The 21,437-nt window shown below is 60.9% G+C and carries 17 protein-coding genes; 11 read left to right on the top strand and 6 right to left on the bottom strand.

Annotated features, from left to right (window positions below):
• Nucleotides 1-1,056 precede the first annotated feature (1,056 nt).
• From RKE25_RS20690 to RKE25_RS20680, 3 genes are all read right to left on the bottom strand, one after another.
• Complete coding sequence (locus tag RKE25_RS20690) at nucleotides 1,057-1,752, bottom strand: HAD family hydrolase (protein ID WP_311839969.1); 696 nt, start codon at nucleotides 1,750-1,752, stop codon at nucleotides 1,057-1,059.
• An 8-nt stretch (nucleotides 1,753-1,760) separates the two neighbouring features.
• Nucleotides 1,761-3,035: a substrate-binding domain-containing protein gene (locus RKE25_RS20685; RefSeq protein ID WP_311839968.1), complete on the bottom strand. Its 1,275-nt coding sequence runs from the start codon at nucleotides 3,033-3,035 to the stop codon at nucleotides 1,761-1,763.
• A 795-nt stretch (nucleotides 3,036-3,830) separates the two neighbouring features.
• Nucleotides 3,831-5,204 carry a Do family serine endopeptidase gene (locus tag RKE25_RS20680; RefSeq protein WP_311839967.1) on the bottom strand — a complete coding sequence of 458 codons (1,374 nt, stop codon included), beginning with the start codon at nucleotides 5,202-5,204 and terminating at the stop codon, nucleotides 3,831-3,833.
• Nucleotides 5,205-5,709: 505 nt separating this feature from the next.
• Between RKE25_RS20680 and RKE25_RS20675 the strand changes: the two genes are divergently transcribed.
• The 4 genes from RKE25_RS20675 to RKE25_RS20660 all read left to right on the top strand — a co-directional run bounded on the left by RKE25_RS20675 (nucleotide 5,710) and on the right by RKE25_RS20660 (nucleotide 10,864).
• Entirely contained in the window at nucleotides 5,710-7,872 is a 2,163-nt protein-coding gene (locus RKE25_RS20675) for an adenosylcobalamin-dependent ribonucleoside-diphosphate reductase (protein WP_311839966.1), read from the top strand.
• 115 nt (nucleotides 7,873-7,987) lie between these two features.
• Nucleotides 7,988-8,518 carry a hypothetical protein gene (locus RKE25_RS20670; protein WP_311839965.1) on the top strand — a complete coding sequence of 177 codons (531 nt, stop codon included), beginning with the start codon at nucleotides 7,988-7,990 and terminating at the stop codon, nucleotides 8,516-8,518.
• A gap of 105 nt (nucleotides 8,519-8,623) precedes the next feature.
• Complete coding sequence (locus tag RKE25_RS20665) at nucleotides 8,624-9,388, top strand: NrdJb (RefSeq protein ID WP_311839964.1); 765 nt, start codon at nucleotides 8,624-8,626, stop codon at nucleotides 9,386-9,388.
• Nucleotides 9,389-9,517: 129 nt separating this feature from the next.
• Nucleotides 9,518-10,864, top strand: coding sequence for a hypothetical protein (locus tag RKE25_RS20660; protein WP_311839963.1), 1,347 nt, complete (start codon nucleotides 9,518-9,520; stop codon nucleotides 10,862-10,864).
• A gap of 321 nt (nucleotides 10,865-11,185) precedes the next feature.
• Here RKE25_RS20660 and RKE25_RS20655 read toward each other — a convergent pair whose 3' ends face one another.
• Nucleotides 11,186-12,133 carry a sce7725 family protein gene (locus RKE25_RS20655; RefSeq protein ID WP_311839962.1) on the bottom strand — a complete coding sequence of 316 codons (948 nt, stop codon included), beginning with the start codon at nucleotides 12,131-12,133 and terminating at the stop codon, nucleotides 11,186-11,188.
• 1,198 nt (nucleotides 12,134-13,331) lie between these two features.
• Between RKE25_RS20655 and RKE25_RS20650 the strand changes: the two genes are divergently transcribed.
• The 4 genes from RKE25_RS20650 (at nucleotide 13,332) to RKE25_RS20635 (ending at nucleotide 16,458) form a co-directional block, all read left to right on the top strand.
• Nucleotides 13,332-13,769 carry a VOC family protein gene (locus tag RKE25_RS20650; protein ID WP_311839961.1) on the top strand — a complete coding sequence of 146 codons (438 nt, stop codon included), beginning with the start codon at nucleotides 13,332-13,334 and terminating at the stop codon, nucleotides 13,767-13,769.
• A gap of 76 nt (nucleotides 13,770-13,845) precedes the next feature.
• Nucleotides 13,846-14,469 carry a hypothetical protein gene (locus RKE25_RS20645; protein WP_311839960.1) on the top strand — a complete coding sequence of 208 codons (624 nt, stop codon included), beginning with the start codon at nucleotides 13,846-13,848 and terminating at the stop codon, nucleotides 14,467-14,469.
• Between the two features lie 119 nt (nucleotides 14,470-14,588).
• On the top strand, nucleotides 14,589-15,044 hold the full coding sequence (locus RKE25_RS20640; protein ID WP_311839959.1) for a hypothetical protein: 456 nt from the start codon (nucleotides 14,589-14,591) through the stop codon (nucleotides 15,042-15,044).
• A 1,153-nt stretch (nucleotides 15,045-16,197) separates the two neighbouring features.
• Entirely contained in the window at nucleotides 16,198-16,458 is a 261-nt protein-coding gene (locus RKE25_RS20635) for a hypothetical protein (protein ID WP_311839958.1), read from the top strand.
• A gap of 118 nt (nucleotides 16,459-16,576) precedes the next feature.
• Here RKE25_RS20635 and RKE25_RS20630 read toward each other — a convergent pair whose 3' ends face one another.
• Together RKE25_RS20630 and RKE25_RS20625 are read right to left on the bottom strand one after the other, a co-directional pair.
• Nucleotides 16,577-17,509, bottom strand: coding sequence for a hypothetical protein (locus tag RKE25_RS20630; protein ID WP_311839957.1), 933 nt, complete (start codon nucleotides 17,507-17,509; stop codon nucleotides 16,577-16,579).
• A gap of 162 nt (nucleotides 17,510-17,671) precedes the next feature.
• Nucleotides 17,672-17,974 (bottom strand): hypothetical protein, encoded by a 303-nt coding sequence (locus RKE25_RS20625; RefSeq protein WP_311839956.1) that lies wholly within the window; start codon nucleotides 17,972-17,974, stop codon nucleotides 17,672-17,674.
• Between the two features lie 761 nt (nucleotides 17,975-18,735).
• Between RKE25_RS20625 and RKE25_RS20620 the strand changes: the two genes are divergently transcribed.
• The 3 genes from RKE25_RS20620 to RKE25_RS20610 all read left to right on the top strand — a co-directional run bounded on the left by RKE25_RS20620 (nucleotide 18,736) and on the right by RKE25_RS20610 (nucleotide 21,409).
• Nucleotides 18,736-19,233 (top strand): hypothetical protein, encoded by a 498-nt coding sequence (locus RKE25_RS20620; RefSeq protein ID WP_311839955.1) that lies wholly within the window; start codon nucleotides 18,736-18,738, stop codon nucleotides 19,231-19,233.
• Between the two features lie 30 nt (nucleotides 19,234-19,263).
• Nucleotides 19,264-20,604: an XVIPCD domain-containing protein gene (locus RKE25_RS20615; protein WP_311839954.1), complete on the top strand. Its 1,341-nt coding sequence runs from the start codon at nucleotides 19,264-19,266 to the stop codon at nucleotides 20,602-20,604.
• A gap of 355 nt (nucleotides 20,605-20,959) precedes the next feature.
• Entirely contained in the window at nucleotides 20,960-21,409 is a 450-nt protein-coding gene (locus RKE25_RS20610) for a hypothetical protein (RefSeq protein ID WP_311839953.1), read from the top strand.
• Nucleotides 21,410-21,437: the final 28 nt, after the last annotated feature.

The raw sequence follows: 21,437 nt of genomic DNA, 5'->3' as shown, positions 1-21,437 counted from the left end.
TGGCTTGCGGGTTTGGCTCGCCATGATGCGCGCTTTTTTGTGGGTCGGCGAATATCTGGGCGATGGTTCCGCAGCCCGCTAAGCGAAGTGGAAGCGATCACGCCCTTGATTCTTCTCCCTCTCCCCGCCGGGGAGAGGGCCGGGGTGAGGGGCCCTACGGAGCGCGGCTCCGCATCCTTGCCACCGCAGCTTGGGGTTCTCGCTCGCGAACCGCGGAGGGCTGAGGATCGCCACGCGCTTTCATATGGCCGTCATGCCGGCGCGGGCCGGACGGGCACGCAGCGCGAAGCGACGTAGGTTGGGGTGAGCCCGCGAACCCCAATGGGCGCTAAGGGTCGCCGCCCGTTTACCTACTCGTCATTCCGGCGTAGGCCGGATGGAGCGCGTCGCGCAGAAAACGCCCGAAGGGGCGAGAGCTGCGAGTCATCTAGCGGCGACATGGCTCGGTCGTCGCGACGTGGTCGCCAGTCTGGTCTCGCCCCTCGCGGGGCGAGGGTTTCGCTCTCCTGCCGGAGAGCGAGTTACTTCTTCTTGCTTGCCCAAGAAGAAGTAACCAAGAAGAAGGGCCCCTGCGCGGCGCCCTCCGCAGCCTTCGCTGCTCCGGGTGCGTTGAGGGCTGGCCGGGCTTTTCGATCGGGCATCCCTGCCCGAATCGAAAAGGCGGGGACGTCCTGTCCCCGCCCGCCTTTGGCGGCCTGATCGTCCAGCCCTCATCGCCGCGAAGGGAACCCGGAAGATCAAGAGCGACACGGAGCGTCGCTTCGCTCGCTCTCGTTTTTTTCTTGCCGCGGTACGGCACTTCTCCTTCTCCCCGCCGGGGAGAAGGCGGGATGAGGGGCGGGTGCTCGCGAAGACGCGGCTAGAGCCACAGCGCTCGCGTAGATTGCGTTGAGCGCACGAACCCCAACCCGACACGTTTAGGTCCGCCTTACCCGCTTGCCGAGGCCATCAGGCCAAACCCAGAGCGCAAACCAGCCGGGCATCGCAGCCTCTGCTGTGCGCTCTCCGGTATGACGTAAGGAAACCGTGACTACCCACACACGGTTACCTTCAAACTCACCGCTCTTGCCCCTCCAACCAATCCGCCAGCGCCGTCATATCCGCCAGATCCAGATCCGGCGCAGGGCCAAGCTCTTCAGGCCACGCAACCCGCGTGCGGTTGATCCAAGCCGTCTTCAGTCCGGCATCCCTCGCACCAACGACGTCCAACACCGGATCGTCCCCCACATGAAGAATCTCCTCCGGCACCACGCCCAGCCGTTCCGCCGCGGCGACGAAGATGCGTGGGTCGGGCTTGGCCACGCCGGTGTCGCGGGCGCAGACGTGGTGCGAGAAGTGGGCGCGGATGCCGATCATGTCCAGGTCGGCGTTGCCGTTGGTCAGGCTGGCGACCGGGTGGGTCGCGGTGATGCGCTCAAGGGCCGGCAGGCTGTCGGCGTACAGCTCCACGCTGTTGCGCGCGGTGAAGTAGATGTCCCACAGCACGTCCAGCGGAGCGTCGTGCAGGCCGCAGGCGGCGAAGGCGCGCTGCATGGTCAGATGGCGCTGGGCGGTGAAATCGTGGGCCAGGTCGACGCGCTCCTGCGCCACCTGGGCGCGCAGCGCGCGCATGGCCGGGATGGGCCAGGCGCGCGCGACGTCGGGGTAATGCTGGCGCAGATAGGCGTCCAGCTCGAGGTCCGCACGCTCCAGCGCGGGAAGCACCGGCCAGAGCGTGTCGTCCAGGTCCAGCGTGAGTGCGCGGATGCGCAAGGGAAGCCTCAGAGGCTCACCTTCAGCACCTGGCCGATCTTCACGTTGTCGTTCTTCAGGCCGTTCCAGCTGCGCAGGTCGGTCACCGTCACCGAGTACTTCTTGGCGATCACCGACAGCGTGTCGCCCTTGTTCACGGTGTAGGTCTTGTCCAGCGCGGCGGACGTAGCAGCCGCCGTCGCGTTCGCGGTCGCCGCGGCGCTGGCTTCGGCCTTCTTCTCGGTGGTGGCGTCGTTGCGGGCCTGCAAGTCCTGCTTGGCCTGCTGGGTCAGCTCCGAGGTCGGCGCGATGGCCGAACGCGAAGCGTAGGTGGCGCCCGGCGCGGCGACCGGCGTCGGGGTGGGCTCTTCCACCACCGGGCGGGCGCCCACTTCGGCCAGGATCTTCGGACGGCGCGACGCGTCCAGGTCCGCCAGCGCCGGCGCTTCGTCGTACGGCACCAGGTCGTGCTTGCGGGCCACCTCACGCGCCGGGGCGGTCGTCAGGAAGTCCATGAACACCTTCAGCTGCGCGGCCTTCGGGCTGCTGTCGTTGGTGATCAGGTAGACCGGGATGAACAGCGGATAGCTGCCGTCCTTCACCGTGGCCGGGCTGGCTGGGGCGCCGTTGACGCTGAGGGCCTTCACCTTGCGGTTGCCGGTGATGCCCGCCAGCGTGGTCACGCCCAGCGCCTTCGGGTCCAGCGTCACCGCTTCTTCCAGCTTCGCGGTATTCACGTACAGGCGCGGCGCCGCCACCGGCTGATTGCCGCGGCCGAACAGCAGCTTGCGCAGGCTGTATTCCACGCCGTCGCCGGGGCTGGCCACGGCATACAGGTTGATCGGCTCGTCATTGCCGCCGACTTCCTTCCAGTTGGTGATCTTGCCGTAGTAGATGTCGTGCATCTGCTTCAGCGTCAGGCTGTTCACCGGGTTGGACGGGTAGGTGATCATCACCAGCGCGTCCCACGCCACCGGCGTGAACACCAGGCTGCGCTCGGCCGTGCCGTCCGGGCCGCGGGCGCTGCCGGCGAAATCCGCCGTGCCCTTGGCCACGGCATCCAGGCCCGAGGCGGTATTGAACGGCTGCACCTCGATCTTGCCCTTGCCGGACTTCTCATAGGCCTTGGCCACGTCGGTCACCAGGCCGCGCGCGGTCGCCTGGTCGCCGCGCCAGATCAGCGTGGGCGCCGCCGGCTGGGCGGCTTTCTTGGAGGACTTGGCCTTGGGTGCGGCATGCACGGCGGTGGCGGCGGCCACGCCGAGCAACGCGACGGAAAGGATGCGTGCGAGACGGAAAGACATATGTGTGGGAAACCCCGGGTTCGACTGAGATGGACCGCGTACTGCCGTCATGGCGCGCATGCGTCGGATGAAGCTGCGGTATTTCATCCGGCCGCCTAAGAACAATCAAGCGAATCAATGCGCTTTAGGGCCAGAAAAAACGCCCTGAATCTCCCTCGTCCGGCATCGTGGCGCAAGAAAGCGAAACGGGGGCTGACGGACGGGGCTGATATCAGGGGTTCTTGCGACGCGAGCCGCGAGTTGGGCGCTGCGTCTTCACGGGTGCGTGAAGGCGTTCACGGATGGTGGGGAGAGCCTCGGTCCCCGACGTCTGAACTTTTCTCCCCGCCGGGGAGAAGATGCCGGCAGGCAGATGAGGGGCGGGTGCTCGCGATAGCGCATCGACGAAGCGAAGCCCCAGGCCTCGCTCCTTCCAAGTCCACCGCATCACCGCTCCATAAGGACCCCTCACCCCAACCCTCTCCCCGGCGGGGAGAGGGGGCGGAGCGCGTCGTTGGTCAGGCGGAGGAGTGCTCATCAGATTCTGGGAACTAGGAAAGCTCAAACGCGCCACGGGCCTCCACCCCCGAACTCTTCTCCCCTCCGGGGAGAAGATGCCGGTCCCACGGGATTCCCTTCGGTCACAGCAGATGAGGGGCGGGTGCTCGCCAAGACCCGGCAACGAAGCGAAGCGCAGAGCTTTTTCCTTCGCTCGTCTCAACGTCCCCGCTTCTCCGCTCCGTAGCGCCCCTCACCCCAACCCTCTCCCCGGCGGGGAGAGGGAGCAAACGCATCGCTCACATCGCCGCCTCCACCTCAGCGCACATCCACATACCGCACCCCATCCTCATCCGATACCACCAGCACCAGCTGCCGCGGCTTCACGCCGGCCAGCCTTTTCAACGTGCCCAGGTTCGGAATCCGCGCGTTGCCCACGCCAAGCACCACATCCCCCGCGCTCAACCCGGCCAGCGCGGCGCGGCTGCCGGGGCGCACGCTCTGCACGGTCACGCCGGCCACGCCCTGGCTGCGCAGGTTCTGCGACAGCTCGCTGAAGATCACGCCAGTCAGGCGTGCGTCGAGCGAGGCGCCGTCCACGGTGGCGAGCTTCTCCGGCACCAGCTTGGCGGTCACGTCGCGGCTGGTGCCGTTGCGCTGCACGGTCAGCTTCACCGTGCTGCCCACCGGCAGCAGGCCTTCGGCGTTGCGCAGGTCTTGTGCGCTGCGCAGCGGCTTGCCGTCGATCGCGGTGATCACGTCGCCCACTTCCACTTCGGCGCTCTCGGCGGCGGAGCCGGCGCTCACCCGCGTCACCACCACGCCGTTGGTGTTCTTCAGGCCCAGCACCTGGGCGATGCGCGGGGTGATCTCCTGCGTTTCCAGCCCCAGGTTGCCGCGGCTCACCTTGCCGTGCGCGATCAGCTGCTGCATCACGTCGCGGCTGAGATTGGTGGGGATGGCGAAGCCGATGCCCACGTTGCCGCCCGAGGGCGAGAAGATCATCGTGTTGATGCCCACCAGCTCGCCGCGCAGGTTCACCAGCGCGCCGCCGGAGTTGCCGGGGTTGATCGAGGCATCCGTCTGGATGAAGTTCTGGTAGCCCGTGCCGCCCAGCCCGGAACGCCCCAGCGCCGACACGATGCCCGAGGTCACTGTCTGCCCCAGGCCGAACGGGTCGCCTACGGCCACCACGAAATCGCCGACGCGCAGCTTGGCCGAGTCCGCCAGCGGCAGCGCCTGCAAGCCGGTGGCCTGGATCTGCACCACCGCCACGTCCGTGTCCGGGTCGGTGCCGATCAGCTTGCCCTTGAAGTCGCGCCCGTCCTGCAAGGTCACCGTAATGTCGTCCGCGCCGCCCACCACGTGGTTATTGGTCAGCACGTAACCCTTGGCCGCGTCCACGATCACGCCCGAGCCCAGGCTCTGCGCCACCCGCTCGCGCGGCACGCCCTGCAGGCCGAAGAACTGGCGGAACATCGGGTCGTCGAAGAATGGGTCGCGCACTTGCACGCGCGTCTTGGTCGAGATGTTCACCACCGCCGGTGTCACCTTCTCCAGCATCGGCGCCAGCGAGGGCATCGGCTGCCCGTCCACCGTGGTGGGCAGGGCGGCGTGGCTGGCCAGCGGCACGGCGGCGCCAAGCAGGGCGGCGAACAGAGCGGCGAGGGGGCGGAAACGACGTAGCGGCATGGAACGGAACTCCCTATCGAATTGGAAGCGTCGGCTCGGACGCGTTAGTGCTGGCCGACCCGCGGGCATCTTAAAACCGCACCGCGCATCGGCTCCGTGGCCTCCGACGGTGTGGGCGCCGCGCGTGTCGGACAACCCCGACAAAGCCGCCGGCAAGCACCGACACACGCGCCCCACGCACGACGACAAGCCTTACGGAAAGGCGCTCACTTCGACGGAACAGAACGCCGACAGTTCCAAACGTGATCCCGCGCAAAAATCTTTGACATCAGGCGATCACGGGGGTAACTTGCACCTCCGTTCGCACCACAACATCTTGTGTATGGGCGCCGGCGTTCCAACTAGTGCTGGTGCCATCTAGACAGCTCTAGGGGGAGTTGTCGCAGAACTCGGCAGGGGGAACCGTCAGGCACGGCCTCGCACAGAGCGACGAACGCGGACGGATAACACCAAACAAGAAGAAACCAACGGGGCCGTGAGGCCATACCGGGAGGTCAGGAAGCCGATGAGCACTTTGCGTGCACCAGCCGTGGGTCCGGAAATCAATCGCGATGGCACTGCCATGATCCCGCTGCAGCCAGCGTCCTACGACATCTGGGACAAGAAGTACCGACTGAAGGCCAAGACCGGCGAACCGGTCGACGGCAGCGTCGACGAAACCTACCAGCGCGTCGCGCGCGCGCTGTCCGACGTGGAAGCCACGCCGGAACTGCGCGAACACTGGTTCGAGCGCTTCCTGTGGGCGCTGCGCCGTGGCGCCATCCCCGCCGGCCGCATCACCTCCAACGCAGGCGCGCTGGAGCACAAGCCGGCCACGTCCACCATCAACTGCACCGTGTCGGGCACCATCCATGACTCCATGGACGACATCCTGGAGAAGGTGCACGAGGCGGGCCTCACCCTGAAGGCCGGCTGCGGCATCGGCTACGAGTTCAGCACGCTGCGCCCGCGCGGCGCGTACGTCTCGGGCGCCGGCGCCTACACCAGCGGCCCGCTGTCCTTCATGGATATCTACGACAAGATGTGCTTCACCGTGTCGTCCGCCGGCGGCCGCCGCGGCGCGCAGATGGGCACGTTCGACGTCGCCCATCCGGACGTCAAGGAATTCATCCGCGCCAAGCGCGAAGACGGCCGCCTGCGCCAGTTCAACCTTAGCCTGCTCGTCACCGACGGCTTCATGCAGGCCGTGGAGCACGACCAGGACTGGCCGCTGGTCTTCCCGGTGCACGTGAAGGAACAGGCCGAGGTCGACCTGGAAGACGCCGCCCAGGTCGTCTGGCGCGAGTGGCCCACCCACCAGAACTATGTCTCCCGCGAGGACGGCCTGGTCGCCTGCAAGATCTACGGCCACATCCGCGCCCGCCACCTGTGGGACATGATCATGGTCTCGACGTACGACTACGCCGAGCCCGGGTTCATCCTGATCGACAAGGTCAACGAGATGAACAACAACTGGTGGTGCGAGCACATCCGCGCCACCAACCCCTGCGGCGAGCAGCCCCTGCCGCCGTACGGCTCGTGCCTGCTCGGCTCGATCAACCTCACCACCTTCGTGCGCGATCCCTTCGGCCCCAAGGCCCGCTTCGACTGGGACGAATACCGCGAAGTGGTGAAGGTGTTCACCCGCATGCTCGACAACGTGGTGGAGATCAACGGCCTGCCGCTGGAACAGCAGCGCAACGAGATCCTCTCCAAGCGCCGCCACGGCATGGGCTTCCTGGGCTTAGGGTCCACCATCACCATGCTCAAGATGCGCTACGGCAACCCCGACGCCGTGGCCTTCACCGAGGACGTCTCCCGCGAGATGGCCGTGGCCGGCTGGGAAGTGGCGCTGGAACTGGCCAAGGAAAAGGGCCCCGCGCCCATCCTGGCCCAGGAGTTCACCGTCACCGGCGACATGCTGCGCAAGCGCCCGGAAATGGCCGCCGACGGCTGGAAGGTGGGCGACGCCATCCCCGGCCGCGTGCTGCACGCCAAGTACAGCCGCTACATGCAGCGCGTGGCCTCGGTGGCGCCCAACCTGGTGGCTGAGCTCGCCGAGACCGGTGCCCGCTTCACCCACCACAGCTCCATCGCGCCCACCGGCACCATCTCGCTCTCGCTCGCCAACAACGCCAGCAACGGCATCGAGCCGAGCTTCGCCCACCACTATTCGCGCAATGTCATTCGCGAAGGCCGCAAGACCAAGGAAAAGGTCGAGGTGTACAGCTACGAGCTGCTCGCCTACCGCGCCCTCATCAATGCCAGCGCCATGCCGTTCACCGACGACCCCCAGGCCAAGCTGCCGGAATACTTCGTCGCCGCCGACGACATCACGCCCAAAGAGCACGTGGATATCCAGGCCGCCTCGCAGAAATGGATCGATTCCTCGATCTCCAAGACCGCGAACGTGCCCACCGACTATCCGTACGAAGATTTCAAGGACATCTACTTCTACGCCTACAAACAGGGCCTCAAGGGCTGCACCACCTTCCGCTTCAACCCTGCCGCATTCCAGGGCGTGCTCGTGAAGGAAGCCGATCTTGAGAACACCCTCTACCGCTTCGAATTGGAAGACGGTAGCGTTATCGAACTGAAAGGCAATGAAGAAGTGGAATACGACGGGGAGCTGCATACCGCCGCAAACCTCTTTGATGCCTTGAAGGAAGGCTATTACGGCAAGTTCTGAGCACAGGCCGGCGGTTGCCCTGCAACCGTCGGCCTGTGCCCGGGTAGCTGTCTAGAAGCCTTGATACACGCAGGCCCACGCCAAGTACTGAACTCACGTCGGAGGGGAAACCCAGATGTCCATTGATACCGATTTCGATTCGATTGCCACCCCGGCCATGCCGGAAGCCCCGGCTGCTGCCGAAACCCCGGCCGCCCCCAAGAAGGCGCGCAAGCCGGCCAAGAAGGCTGCCAAGAAGGCCGCTCCGGCCAAGAAGGCTGCGAAGAAGGCCGTCAAGAAGGCTGCCAAGAAAGCCGCGGGCAAGAAGACTGCCAAGAAAGCCGCCAAGAAAGCGGTGAAGAAGGCTGGCGCCAAGAAGACCGCCAAGAAGGCGGTCAAGAAAGCCGCTGCCAAGAAGGTCGCCAAGAAGGCGGTCAAGAAGGCCGGCGCCAAGAAGACCGCCAAGAAGGCCGTGAAGAAGACGGCCCGCAAGGCTGCAAAGAAGGTCAGCAGCAAGAAGACGGCCAAAAAGGCCGTGAAGAAGACGGCCAAGAAGGCCGCCGGTAAGAAGACCGCGAAGAAAGCGGTCAAGAGGTCCACTGCCAGCAAGAAGGCAGCCCGCAAGGTCGCGCGCAAGCCGGCCAAGAAGGCCGCCCGCAAGAAGTAAGCAGCACCCGCGTACCGGCCCGGCCCTCGTGCCGGGCCGGTGCGTTTCCGGCTTTCGCCGGGCAGCGCCGTTCTCCCGCCAACATTTGAAAAAAGAAGCATCCCTATGGCGATCAAGATCGAAAAGAAGATCAAGGGCTACAACGTCGTCAAGCCCGAGGACAAGGCCGCGCCCGCCGTAGCCGCCGCCCCCGCCGCGCCCAAAGAGGCGCCCAAGGCAGAGGTCATCCAGATGCACGAGAGCCTGGAGCGCCCCGAGACGCTCGTCGGCTCCACCTACAAGATCAAGTCGCCGCTGTTCGAGCATGCGTTGTACGTCACCGTCAACGACATCGTGCTCAACGCCGGCACCCCCTACGAGCAGCGCCGCCCCTTCGAGATCTTCATCAACTCGAAGAACATGGACCACTTCCAGTGGATCGTCGCGCTCACCCGCATCATCTCCGCCGTGTTCCGCAAGGGCGGCGACGTCACCTTCCTGGTGGAAGAGATGAAAGCGGTGTTCGACCCACGCGGCGGCTACTTCAAGCCCGGCGGCATCTACATGCCCAGCATCGTCGCCGAGATCGGCGCGGTGATCGAGCAGCACATGAAAACCATCGGCCTGATCCACGATCCGGAGATGGACGAGTCGACCAAGCGGTTGATTGCCGAGAAGCGCGCTGCCTATGAGGCTGGCGCGGCAAAAAAAAACTCTGAAGTAAGCGCAGCTCCGACTGTCGCAGCCGCCGAGCCGGTGGCGGAAGGGGAGGCGGGCGGTAATGGTTTCCCGCCGGGGGCTACCTTGTGCGCCAAGTGCAATACGAAGGCGCTGGTGTTGATGGATGGGTGCCAGACTTGTTTGAATTGTGGGTATAGCAAGTGTGGGTGAAAGATTTTCTATAAAGAAAAAAGGCGGCGTTATTGCCGCCTTTTTTGTATGGACTTAGTGGGGTGTCTTCACCTCAAATAAACTTGGCCAAAATAAAAAAGCTTGCAATTAACATTGTACGGGGGGGACATGGATAGCGACTTCTCTAGAGATGCGAAATGGTTTGTCATGGGCGCTGGGAGCCTCAAGCGGATGCTCCCATTCGTTAAGTCGTCTGCAGGAGATCAAATCGCCAGGGCAAGCACAGATCTAGTAAAACTAGTAGATCAGCACGGTGGTAATAAAATACTGGATGAGAACAATGATCTTGTTGAGTTTTCGGTAAAGAAAGAATTCGCACATCGTGCAAAGATAATTATCGGAAAATTGGGCGATGCGACAATCTTTTACCAGCTTCTGCCTCGCATGGCTCTGGTCTCATTAGTTAGCCTTTATGACGCTTACCTTGGTCGCTTGGTGCGATTGATTTATAAGCTGCGTCCCGAAATGCTGAGCGGTTCGGGGCGTCAATTAACTTTTGCGCAGCTCACTGAATTTCCCTCCATTGAGGCGGCGCGCGATCACGTGGTCGAAATGGAGGTTGAGTCTTTATTGCGAGATAGCCATACAGCGCAGTTTGAATGGCTGGAGGCAAAGCTGGGGCTATCCTTGCGCAAGAACCTTGATGCATGGCCAGTTTTCATCGAGGCAACCGAAAGGCGGAATACGTTTGTGCACGCTGATGGCATAGTCGGCGCTCAGTACCTCAATGTCTGCCGTAAGGCGGGCATCGTCATAGCTGCCGAATGTGTGTCGGGGAGTAAGCTTGATGTAACACCTGAATATTTTTCGACGGCTTGCGATTGCTTCTGTGAAATTGTGATAAAACTAAGTCAGGTGGTCTGGCGAAAGCTGCTCCCTGGAAAGTTGGAAGAAGCGGATAAGGCTTTTATTGATATTTCTTTTGACCTTCTTGTGCAAGCTGATTATAAATTGGCGGAAAAGATTCTTTCTTTTGCCGCAGATCCGGCAGTGAAGCACGTTAACAAGGAAAATGAACTTTATCTCGTCGTTAATCACGCGATTGCTTTGCGAGCCCAGGAACGCATAAGTGATTGCAATACATTATTAGATAAGATCGACTGGAGTGCGCTATCGGATAAATTCAGGCTGGCAGAGTATGTGCTCAGAGGTGATTACGGTAGTGCTGTAGGAGTTATGGAAAAAATAGGGTCGTTCGGCCATCCTGGGAAGGCCGAATATAAGACTTGGCCGTTATTTAATTGGTTTAGGGAGTCTGCTGAATTTGAGCTTGCTTATGAGCGCATATTTAACGAATCGTTCCGCTTAAGCCTGGAGACTCTGGAAATTCCGACGCAAGGCAACCCTATTTCACCCGCGACAGAGGGTGATTGTGAGAGCCCGCATATATCACCATCACATATTCAAACTGCGACAGCCGATATAGGGGCTGCCTCAGAGAACGAAGATCGGTAGAGGTGCGCTGCTTTAAGGGCGTCAGACAAAGATCTGGTATTAAATGGAAGATAGGCGTGGATTCACTTCCAATGGGGCTTAAAGGTCAATCTGACCCTATTTTAGCAGCGAGGCTACGGTGGAGCTTCTGAAGATCGTAAGAGATGGCGGGGCACACACCGTTTCGCTTAAAAAGAAGGTGCAGCCTAACAGAAGGAAACAAAGTAGGGCGTTCCCCTTTTTTTGCAGGACCGAGGCGGGCTCACTTTCTTATGTGATCAAGTGAGATCGGCCCATTTATTAGTTAAAAAAATAGCCGCAAGCATTGCGGCTATTTTTTACTTAGATCGCATCAAGTACTAACCTTATATGATGATGTATCTGCAGTTCTTTATTCTTTCCTAGTTGTGGAAAACTGCGGTTTCTTTGGTGCCTCTCATATTCTGAGAGCGCGAAGTCGTTCCCGAACTCGGGCCTTCGGCGGGTAAATTCCGCCACCCCTTTGTCGACGGCCTCGAGAAACTTTGAGGCGGCAGTCCCCGTGTTTCTATCAATATCATCAGAAACAAAGTGCTCCACCCAAAGCTCCGACCTGCCTCGGCGCTTATACGTAAGGTGGATCGCGACTGCCGCAGGTTTACCGCCGCCGATCTCTAGCGCATCGCCAATGATTGTGAAATCGCCATAGCTCGCAAAGTCTTGACCGATATTGTTATGATGGCTCGTGAAGAACTCAGGGGCGCCGTAGTCAGCATTTCGGTCCTGCTTATTAAAGTAATCCCGCACATCGATAAGCTTTTTCGACGGCAAGATCGCAGCCTGCCCGCTAGAGATACGGTTGTTGATTAAAATGTGATACCGAATGTCCTCGTCGCTAGCGAGCCTGCCGAGGTAGCTATCGCTAAGCGATGGGCTCTCGTAGATTAGGCAGGGCCCGCTGCTTTTGTATAGCCGCAGGAACGCATCGATGTCATTCCTGGATGTGCTTGAGCTCACCTTGTAGGCTGGGATTGCCTTCGCCGACGAGAAGAGATTCGTGCAATCTGAGGTGAACTTCCCCAGCTTCTCTCCGCGAGGATCAACTTTGAATTCGTGCTTGTCTGGATTCACTACGATGATGATCGGCCGCGACTTTTGCGCGAACAAATCAATGCACCGAACTATTCCAGAAGTCTTAGTGACAACGGGTTCAATAATCGGCAAAAGCTTCGAAAGATCCTTTCCTTCAGAAAGTAAGCTTCTTAGTGCTAGCAGTTCTGATTGCCTGGCGTATAGATACGGGCTGTACACGTGATCTCCTTATCGTGGTCCAACATCTAGGGCGGGGCGGCTGGCGCACTCAAGCTGAGTGTCAGTTGCTCTCGCTGAGGTGCCGAAAGTGGCGTGGCGTATGCTAGCGCTCGCAGACATTGCGGCAAACTACGAATGAAATTGACAAATGCAGGAGCTGTAGTCCTTTGTCGCATCGCTTGACGAAATATTTGTTGCGCATTTCCTTTCTCCAAAGAGGCGAATAGATCTTCGCAGTATGAAGAAATTAAGCCATTGGGCATGATGATTCGTTTCCCAATCACTCTTTCCAAGGCTCGTACGTATTCTTCTCGTCTTAACATTCGGAAAATCGTGCGGTTATCAAGATGAGTCTGACGACTTGACGAACGCCGAATGATCTTTAACGTATCCCTCTCGGTTATGGCGAGTATGCCAACTAAGGGGTCGCATATCTCGAGATACCGTTCAACTAGTGAGATACTTGTTACGAGATACACACTGTCAAAAGCTGCTAGATAATCTCGAGTCTGCGTCTCAAGTCGCCTTGGCCCGTCGTATTCAGTTTTAATTTCATACGCAGTCGAAGAACCATTGAAAATGGCGACGTCTACAAAAGACTTTCCGACTGGTAATTCTATTTGTACCGACGCCGTCGCAGGGCTGTGCCTACCGAAGACGATTTTACTGGTTATGAAGTTCTTATAGACATATTCGCTTCTATATGACTCAGTCAGTATCGAGAATATGTTCTGCAGCAGCGTCGCAGTTCTTATCGGCCGACGTCGGTAATACTTTAGGTCGTCTGGTACAAACGCAAATACGTCTTGCGGCGGAACTCCCTTTGCTAGCGCCGTAAACGCAGGGCGAGTCAGCGCTCTGGCGAGGAGCCTTATGCTGGAATGATCGAGTTGTAGCGCTTTTTTCATGTTTCTTGAAGTGTGGGGCTTCTTGAACAAGCCCGGCCGTCTGGCACGTAACAATAGGTGTATTGAGGCCTTGTCGCTACTCCGAAATCAAGTGCTCTTAAACAGGAGGGGCGCAAGAACTGGTCAGGTTCACTTCTATGGGAGTTCGGAAGCCAGCCTGACCATGTTTTGTTGGAAAAGGAAAGCACCCGCCACACCCGCAGCCGGTGCCCTGAGCCAAACTCCCTACCTCAGGGATAGGGGCCGGAGATAGCTAAGTACAGAACAATGGCAGCTTGGAGACCGAACGCATGGCCATCAAACGCATGGACAACGTAGGCATCGTCGTCGAAAACCTCGATGCGACCATCGCGTTCTTCCGCGAGCTTGGTCTGAATCTGGAAGGCCGCGCCACCATCGAAGGCGAATGGGCCGGCCGCGTCACCGGGCTGGGCGACCAGCATGTCGAGATCGCCATGATGAGCACGCCGGACGGCCACAGCCGCCTCGAACTCTCCCGGTTCCTCGCGCCGGCGGTCGTCGCGGATCACCGCAACGCGCCGGTGAATGCTCTGGGCTACCTGCGCGTGATGTTTGCCGTGGACGACCTCAATGACACGCTCGAACGGCTGCGCAAGCATGGTGCGCAGCTGGTGGGCGAGGTGGTCGACTACGGGAGCGTTTATCGGCTGTGCTATATCCGCGGGCCTGAAGGCTTGCTCATCGGGCTGGCCCAGGAGCTCGGATAAGGGAAGGCGAAGGCGCAGCGGTGGTACGACAAGGCGCGGCAGCTTCAGGCCGGTCAACAGCAGGGACAGGCAAGCCATGAAAGAGGTGTCGTTCACTGGTGGGTCGCGCATTGGCTTGGTCAATGCGTCGTGGCCATTGGCAACACTGACCGCCCGGGCGCAAGAGCTCAAGCTTTCAACGCTGGGAACCTATACGTTTACCGATCAGGAAGTGGTGTCGTTCGAGCGCTACGGCTCCATCCCGTTCCTGGCCAGCGGCATTCGCATCAACCACAACCGGGTGGACTACCCGGAGAAAGTCGTGTTCTGGTGCATGGGAAACAGGGATGCGGTGCTGGATGAAATCCGCGGCGTGGGTTTCAGGCCGCAAGGCAAGGCGGTGGCGCGGCCTTCTGGTTTCGCCTTCCGCTGGAGCGTCGCCCTTCTGGTCATCGTGGTCTGGAACGTATTGATCTTCTCGGACAACCAGTTCCACCTCGCCAGCCGGCCGGGTCTGCCGGGGCCGCTCACGATGCTGGCGCTTGTCTCGGTCTTTGTTCTTTCGTCGGCGCTGCCCCGTTCCGCTGGATTACAGCGCGCGGTCTTGCGGCCTGGCCGCTCCATCAACGAAATAAAGCCGTACCTGCGGCTGCTGCAGCTGGTCACCGGCCTGTTGTCGCTGGTCATGGGGATTTCGCTCCTGGCTGCATGGGGTACGTAACTACCATCGTTTCGGGCAAGCCGCGTGCGCTTGCCCGCTTAATGGGCCGGAGGTAGTTAAATAGCCTGTTGCTTTTGAACTCGCCCCCCTAGGCGCCGTGTTTCCCCAGAGTGCATGTCGTGACCGCGCCCATTCCTTTGCCCTACACACATCTTCTCGAAGTGCTGGAGCGCTCCGACGCCTCGGCAGGCATGGAATTGGAGAAGCAGCTGTCGCCGGACATCGCTCGCCTGATCCTGTCAGCCGACGAGCCATCAAGAGGGACATCGGCGGCAGCATCCCTGGCCTCACTGTTGAAGGCACGCATGGCGGTCATGCAGGCGGCCTTCGATAGCCGGCTGGTGGCCGACGAGTTACGCCGTTACCAAAAGTTCGCCAAGCCAGGTAAGCCAGAGCCGCATATCGTCCAGCTTCGGCGCAAGCAGGCGGCAGCGCGGCAAGCCAGCAGCGTGGCACGGCAGTCGCTGATCCGTGCGGCCACAGTGTTCGTGCGCGATACTGGTCTGGATGTTCCGCCGCGTGTTGGGCTGGATGTGTTCATCACCGGCTGGATGGACGCAAACCTGTCGGTATAAGCGTTAGAGAAGAGCGGGATCGGATGGACACCGACCTTGCTTGCATCTTGATAGAGTCCACTTCAATGCACGTGGACATCAGATTCGGGAAGCCAATCGGACATGGCGAGTCATGGGAGCGCAGATGAGCGGCGGAATCGAATGGCGGGAGGCCTTCAAGGATTGCTCATAGGCGACGCGCTTGGCGTTCCTTACGAGTTCCACGAGGCATCAGAGCTGCCGCCGCTGTCATTGATCGATTTCGATCCTCCAGCTGGTTTTCGGCGCTCTCATAATGGCGTTCCGCCCGGAACATGGTCTGACGATGGCGCCCAGGCGCTCTGCCTGCTGGCGTCGTTGCTTGATTGCGAGGGCCTTGACCTAGCTAATTTTGCGGGTCGCCTTCTCAATTGGGCCTATTGGGGATATCTGGCTGTGGATGGCCATGTCTTCGATGTGGGCGTACAGACTCAGCGTGCGCTCGATGCGCTCAGGGCAGGGGAGGTACCTGAGCGAGCCGGGCCTGCGGGCGAATACGACAACGGCAATGGGGCTTTGATGCGCGTACTGCCGCTCGCCCTGTGGCACACCGGAGATGACCTTTCGCTGATCTCTATGGCAGCTAGGCAGTGCTTGCCAACCCACGGACACGCTCGTTCGGCGGTAGCGTGCGCCATGCTCTGCCTTTGGGCTCGCGCTGAACTAGCCTCGGTCCCGTCGAGTTGGGAAGCGGCTGCTGCACATTTGCGAATGCTAGGGCCGTCTGTTGGTCTGCCGCCTACGGAAATCGATCTTGCTCTTGACCCGGCTCATCTTGAGCGTGTGAAGGGGACTGGGTACGTGTTGGATACCCTATGGTCGGCGCGCTATGCCGTAGAAGGGGCTAGGGACTTTGCTGAGGTCGTTAGGTGCGCGATCTCGCTCGGAAACGACACGGACACCACGGCGGCGGTTGCAGGTGGTGTCGCAGGTATTCGCTACGGACTGTCAGGCATCCCGAAAACGTGGCGTGATCGCCTAAGGGGGCGAGAGATACTCAACGACCTAGAGTCAGCACTGCTTTCGCGAGCAGCCGACGGCTAGTTCAATATCCATCTAAGAGCCGAAGGCATACGATCTGCGCCAGATATTCATGTCGGTGAGTCAAATGGAAAAGGACTCATTAGGGGAATCCATGACGAGCTATCAACGGGTCGCCGCACTGGTGTTGCGGCTGGTCGGAGTCATCTGGACGGCGTTCTTCGCCTTTATTTGGAGCGCCTATCTCCTTGAGATGGCGCTTGGCGTGCAAGTGCAGCGCTACCCATGGCATACCGTCATCGGCAACGCCGCCTATGCTGCCTTTGGGCTCTCACTGGTCGTTTTCTCGCGCCCCTTGGCTCATCTGATCGCGCGAGGGTTGGAGGCTTCGCCAAGCGGCGACGGCAGCCGTTAAGTCGGCGTCCGCTACCGGCCAGAGTATGGAAAAGGGCGCGAAGACGGCCGCTGCCAACCCGCTACGCCTCAAAAGACACCCGCCGCAACCCGCAGCGGGTGCCTCGTTCAAAACCCCCTCACTGCTGCAACCGACAATACCTCGGCCCCGAATCCACCTGCGTACACACCAGCACCGCCGGTGCACTCGCCGCGGGCGACGACACGTTCCACAACATCACCCGTTGATTGAAGCGGACCGCGTTGTTCACGCCGCCCGGTGTGCCGGAAAAGTCGTACTGGCGGATGGAGTTGTTTCCGCCCGTCACCTCGTCGGCGGTGTCCGGGATGATGTTGCTGTCGGAATCGCGCGACGACTTCGGTACGTACGCGAAGGTCTTCGCGTAGGGGTCCCACGCGAATTTGCTGGTGCTGCCGTCACCGAACGTCACGTGGACCTGGGCGGCCAGTTCCCTCACGCCCAGCCGGACATCCGCCGGGTTGTCGACCCCAAAGAGCATGCGCAGGCTGCCCACCGCCATCTGCGCGTTGCCGGCCAGGCGCACCCACAGGGAATCCTGGGTGGCATTCAGATGCGCGACCACCTTTTCGCGAGGGGCGCCGCTATTGGCCACGTCCCATGCGGAGATGCCGTCGAAGTCGCTGGACGTGGTGGCCATGCGCTCCGCCGTGCTCTTGCTGATGGGCTGCGATTGGAGCCCGGTGAACGACGCACCGGTCATCATCTGGTAGTCGGTAAGAAACAGCGTACCGGTCTTGCTGTATAGCTCCATCAGGATGTTGAAGTAGTTCCGCTCGGCGTCTTCCACGGCGATCTCGCTCCACGTGCGGTCCGCATGCCGGGCGAAGCGGCGGATGAACCCCCGGTCCAGGTCGAGCACATATTGCGTGGAGTAGGTGCCGAACTCGTCACGCAGCCGTTGTTGAATCACCGGGTTGCCGCAGTTGTTGCAGATCATTACCGGTGTACTGGTGGCCAGCGCGTGCGCCTGCGGCGTGGCGCTCACCGCCAGCGCCAGGAACGACACGCTCATGATGCTCCGAAATTTCATACTGCCTCCATGATCGATGGAACGGGCTTGCGGCCTTCGTGCGGCGCATAAGCCCCTCTCCTCGGCGCGGGACCACCGCGCCAAGAGCGAATGTTGTATCGCCGATTCGCAAATGCCTTACGCAGGCTCAGGCGAAAGCCTGGGTCGCGACGCGGCGTTCCCCTACGGCGTCGCGACGGGTTGCTCCGCCTGCCGCCGTATCTCCTGCCACTGCATCCGCAGATGTGCCTGGGTCGCGCTGCGCGTGCCCATCTCGATGAATGCGCCGATGCCTTCCAGCATCACCGTCAGCCGGCGCGCGTCCGGGCTGCCGCGTTCCTGCACCAGTTCCGTCAGCACCTGCACGCAGCTGTGCGCGTACTGCAACCATTCCGTGGCGTCGTTCAACAGCGCCTCCGGCCCCGCGTCGGGGTCGGAGAAATAGTGGGTGTGGCGGGTGGTCCAGGGTTCACCAAAGGCGTTCATAGCTAACTCCTTGTCGTAAAGCGCCGCGCCCCGTGCCCAGGACGGCACGCCGCCGACAGCTCGGCGTGCCGCGATCACACGGACTCGAGGGTTCACCGACGGCCCATGCCTGGGCGCCGGGCGGCTTGATTGCGAAGTGGGTTGCAGCGTCAGCGACTTCCGCCGCCGCACGGGGCGACGCGCCGGGTTGCACGGCTAGGCTTCATGCCAGCGAAAACCGCGTCGGCCGCGGTTCTTCAACCGTGCCTGCGAGGAATGCAGACGGCCCGGATAGGCGGTGAGGATGTCGCCGAGGGGATCGGCGGGCGTGCAAGTACCGTATGATCTGGGGTAGCCATGATCAACTCTCGTGTAGTTGGTGATGGTCAGCGGGTCAGGGGTGTTAGCCGCACCCTTGGCCCGCGCTTCTCACAGCATCTCTGCCATGGCTGCCCGCGACGCGCATCGACACACTCCGCGGGCAACGCCTTCGACACTAGCAAAATCATTTTTCGTTGTCTGTAGGGGAAAGCCTGCGGTGCGCGTGCGCAATTGTGTAGGGCGGAAATGTCGCTTGGTTTTGTCGCATCGACCGGCGATGGCGAGGGTTCAATCCCCGTCATACCGTCGAAAAAATGCGAACTGCGAATTCGCTGCAGATTACCCACTGCGCGGGGATGCGGGGCGGCAGCTCCGGCCGCCTCCAGGTAGGCGAACACCTACAGACAGCGGCGGCCGAATCTGGAATTCTTCCGGCGGGATGGTCAGCAAAGGAGCATGTGATGAAGTTGTCTTCCGTTGCTATGGGCGCAGCTGTCGCGCTCGTCAGCATGCTAGGTGCGGAGGATGCCTTCGCCGCAGGCGCGACCAAGGCGCTCAGCAGGCAATGCGGCTCCGCAACGATGACTATTCGTTGTGCTGCGGGAAGCGCGGACTGTTCTCAAACGACGCTGTCGATTCGGACGGCAGACGGCAAGGTCCGCACATTGGATAAACCTAAAGGCATGGGGCCATATACGCCGGTGGGGATGGCCTGCGCGTCTGCCGCCCATAAGGCCTACTTCGTGGTCCAGTATGGCGAGCGGCCCATGGGGTGCGCGTTCTGCGAGTGGTATCACCTCTATACCGTGGAGGGTAAGGTTCTTACTCATAGCGATCCCCCGGTTCTGACGGACTCCACGCTGCCCCCGGCTCAGCAGCAGTATCCGAACAATAAGGAATACAACGAGACCGCCAAGCGACTCGACCTGGAGGAGCAGGACATCGAGTTCCTGCGCTAATGGATATTCACAACGAATGGACTCTTTGCGATGGCCGAGGAAGCAATCTACGAATCGATGATCCAACCGAAGGGCTTGGCATACAGGCCGGATCAAATTGATCGCCATAGCCTGTACAACACGCCCATCGATACGTCGCCGGGAAGGTTGGCCGGAAACTCTCGCATACACGGCGATGCCAGCCCAGAAGTCCAATCCAGGGTGATCGATGAGTTGATCAAGGCGTCACAGCGTGGCGGTCTGGATGCGCACGAGACGGCATACGTACTGGCGATGGCGAGAGCGGAATCAGGTTTTAATCCTGACGCGGCGGCAGGAACGACGTCCGCCTATGGGCTGGGCCAGTTCGTGAAAGATACCGGTGCGGCGTATGGCATCGATGCCAGCAATCGTGACGATGTAACTAAGCAAGCCGAGGCTCTAGTAGCCCACTACAAGGACAATGCTTCCATTGCCCGAAGTCGAGGTGTGGGTGAGGAGTACATCTACAAGTACCACCACGACGGGCCAGCGTCCGACTATGGCGGCTTGGAGCTGGCGCGAAAGCACATCATTCCTTACGTCAACCAGTACGAGAGTTTCGTGGCGGAGCATGAGAAGAAGCACGGCGTGCTTCCCGTTGACCCCACATTCGATGTCAGGAATCACCACACCCCTGGCGAAAGCCGGACGCACCCCTCTGGCAATGTCCTCCGGCAAGGCGCGCATGGCGATGATGTCAGGGAGCTACAGTCTCAGCTCAACCGGCTTGGCTATACCGGCAGCGACGGCGCCGCGCTTGAAGAGGATCGGCGTTTCGGTGCAGAGACCAAGGTCGCCGTGGAATCGTTTCAAAGAGAGCGTGGGCTCCACGTGGATGGTGTTGTTGGTTCGGAGACACGGAAAGCCATCGAGGAGCAGCTACAGTCGCTGGCTCACGACCGTAGGGAGGATTCGTATGAGTGGCGATGCCCGCTTCGCCTCGATGATCCGACGCACCCTGATCATGCGTTCTATTTGAAGACGCGAGATCTGGTCTATGGGTTGGATCGGCAGAACGGAAGAACGCCTGATGAGCGAAGTGACCAACTGGCCTCGGCCATAACGGTCCAGGCGCGATCGGATGGGCTTCAAAGGATCGACCAGGTCGCCCTGAGCGAGGACGCCAGCGCGTTGTGGGGTGCACAACGGCCACCCGGCGCGCGCGATCACTTCTTCGACAAGCATTGCCAGGTGGACACCGTGCAAGCGCTCAACATGCCGATGGAACAGAGCGGCGCCCAGTGGCCGCAGGCCATGCAGCAATTCCAACAGCAAGAACAGGCTCAACAGCAGCAACAGGTGCAGCAGCAAAGCCAGGCGCAGCAGCAAGGGGCGCAGATGGTCCACTGAGAGGCGACCATGACGCTCAGAGAAACGACAACCTCTTCGACGAACGCGAACGCATGTGGGTATGGATCATGGAACGCCAGGGGGATGGGTGCCGCGGTGAATTGGACAACCAGCCTTGTTGCACGGAGGACATGAGTCCCTGGTTTGAGGTCTGGTCTCTAGCCAGACACGTTACTGATCTCATCCGGTTCGAGGACATTCCCCCGGGGGCGCGTCGTTTTGATCCCATGAGTGGGATGGCGTAATGCAGGCAAGAAGGACGGTGCACAGCGGCATTTGGACATCGTCAAGTGCAGATAACGGCGGCTAGCGCTGCTGCTGAGATCAATCAACGGAATGAGAAAGGACGCGACGCATGACCCAGGACTGGTCGATCGACATGCCCCATCCGGAAGCCTTCGAATGCATGGCCAACGATTTGTTGGATAACTTCGTCCGCCGGAACACCACCCAAGAGGGTGGCTGGGCGATCGCAAAGTTGCGCCGGGAGCTAGAAGGGCAATCGCCCATGGCCGTCGAACTCGACATCATCCACAGCTATGCCAGGCCGGAGGGCCCCGTCGCATTGGCTTTGGCGGAGCACTACAGCGGCTATCTGGCCATCGTGCTTCTCAACAATGCCTACAGCCTCTACCTGATCACCCGCGCCAGACTCCTGGTGCAGTTCGGTAGCGCCGGAGACGCTGATGCACCACCCGTCGCCGCGGACGGCGATTCCTTCCACTGCAAGCTGTCGCTTACGGCTTGCGATGGAAAGGTGTACAGCGCCGAGCGCGTGGGGCGCATATGCGATGTTGGAGACTGAATGCTAGGAGCCGATTCGGACGGGCAGG

Origin of the sequence: Dyella sp. BiH032 (assembly GCF_031954525.1) — a bacterium.
Taxonomy (GTDB): Bacteria; Pseudomonadota; Gammaproteobacteria; order Xanthomonadales; family Rhodanobacteraceae; genus Dyella_D.
This window is presented reverse-complemented; position numbering and strand designations above follow the sequence as displayed.